The sequence below is a fragment of the Micromonospora arborensis genome (assembly GCF_003205615.1).
Taxonomy (GTDB): domain Bacteria; phylum Actinomycetota; class Actinomycetes; order Mycobacteriales; family Micromonosporaceae; genus Micromonospora; species Micromonospora arborensis.
In genome coordinates this window covers 1-266 of record NZ_PYBV01000173.1, presented here as the reverse complement: position 1 = coordinate 266, position 266 = coordinate 1, and the positions used below count along the sequence as shown (strand labels likewise).

The 266-nt window shown below is 69.2% G+C and carries 1 protein-coding gene; it reads left to right on the top strand.

The features are described from left to right. Window positions 1-52 precede the first annotated feature (52 nt). The coding region (locus C7C45_RS33315; protein WP_208641541.1) for a Rho termination factor N-terminal domain-containing protein at window positions 53-266 on the top strand (214 nt) is incomplete at its 3' end.

Genomic DNA, 266 nt, shown 5'->3' with positions numbered 1-266 from the left:
ACCTGAGCTCCGACTCCGGGCAGTCCCGGCCTTTATCGAGGGAAGGATTCCATTGAGCGACACCACCGACGTGACGTCGGATGTTTCCAACGTCGCTGGCGATGCCACCGCCGCCGCTCCCGCCCGTCGGCGGCGTAGCGGCACCGGTCTGTCGGCGATGCTGCTGCCAGAGCTGCAGAGCCTGGCCGCGTCGCTCGGCATCTCCGGCACGGCTCGCATGCGTAAGGGCGAGCTGATCGCCGCGATCTCCGAGCGGCAGGGCGGCA